Genomic DNA, 1,061 nt, shown 5'->3' with positions numbered 1-1,061 from the left:
AACGAAAGCCAAGGGGGAAACGGCATGCTGAGCTTTTCGATTCTCGGAGCGCTGCAGATCCGCACCGCATTAGGCGCCGCGGAGATCTCGGGTGATCTCCAGCGAAACCTGATCCAGACGCTGCTGGTCAGCGAGGGACGCCCCGTACCGGGCGAAATCCTCGTGGAGGAGATGTGGGGCGACGACCTGCCCGACAAACAGGTCAACGCATTGCAGGCCCACATCAGCAGGCTCCGCCGCAAACTGAAGAGCCTGGAGCCGGACCTCGCGGTTCCGAGGGTGACGATGCACCCCTCCGGATACCGGCTCACGATCCATGAGGGCGAATTCGACGCCGCGGAATTCACCAAGGCAGTCCGCCAGGCGGAGGCCGCGGGCGACACGGACGACATCGCGACGGCGGAATTGCTGGGCAGGGCGCTCGCCCTGTGGCGCGGCCCGGTATTCGGCGATTTCCCTGGCGGCACGATCTGCCAGCTGGCCTGCGCCCGTTACGAGGAATACCGTATGCGGGCCATGGAACTCCGCTTCGAGGCGGAGCTCCGTCTGAGCCGCCACGCGGCGATGCTCGCCGAACTGCATGAGGCACACAGTAACCACCCTTTGCGGGAACGCTTCTGCGAGCAATTGATGGTGGCCCTTTACCGCTCGGGCCGCCAGGCGGACGCCCTGAATGTGTACCGCGCCATGCGGCAGCACCTCTCGGACGAACTCGGCATCGATCCGTCCCCCGCTCTGCGCCAGGTGGAACACGCGATTCTCGCGCATGACCCGTCGCTGACGAGGGCGGCGGCGATATTGCTTCAGCCGGCGTAGGGGACGCGGCTGCGAGTCCGTAACTAGGACCGTCCATGGGTCCGCAGGTCCATAGGTTACGTAGGTCCACAGGTTCCGTAGGTCCAGCCGGAGCGGGAGGAAAGCCACCGCTCCGGCGAGGCGCACAGCCCCGCGCAGCGCGCATACCCGTACGCCCATACACCCGTAGGCCCGTACGCCCGTACGCCCGTACGCCCGTAGGCAGCGGCGCACACACATAAACGCGCGCCCTCCCCTTCCTCGCG

The 1,061-nt window shown here is 66.4% G+C and carries 1 protein-coding gene; it reads left to right on the top strand.

Annotated features, from left to right (window positions below; all coding sequences use genetic code 11):
• On the top strand, positions 1 to 816 hold an 816-nt coding region (locus AB8Z36_RS39470; RefSeq protein WP_369218179.1), incomplete at its 5' end, for an AfsR/SARP family transcriptional regulator.
• Positions 817 to 1,061 lie beyond the last annotated feature (245 nt).

Source organism: Streptomyces flavofungini, assembly GCF_041028215.1.
GTDB lineage: Bacteria > Actinomycetota > Actinomycetes > Streptomycetales > Streptomycetaceae > Streptomyces > Streptomyces flavofungini_B.
This window is presented reverse-complemented; position numbering and strand designations above follow the sequence as displayed.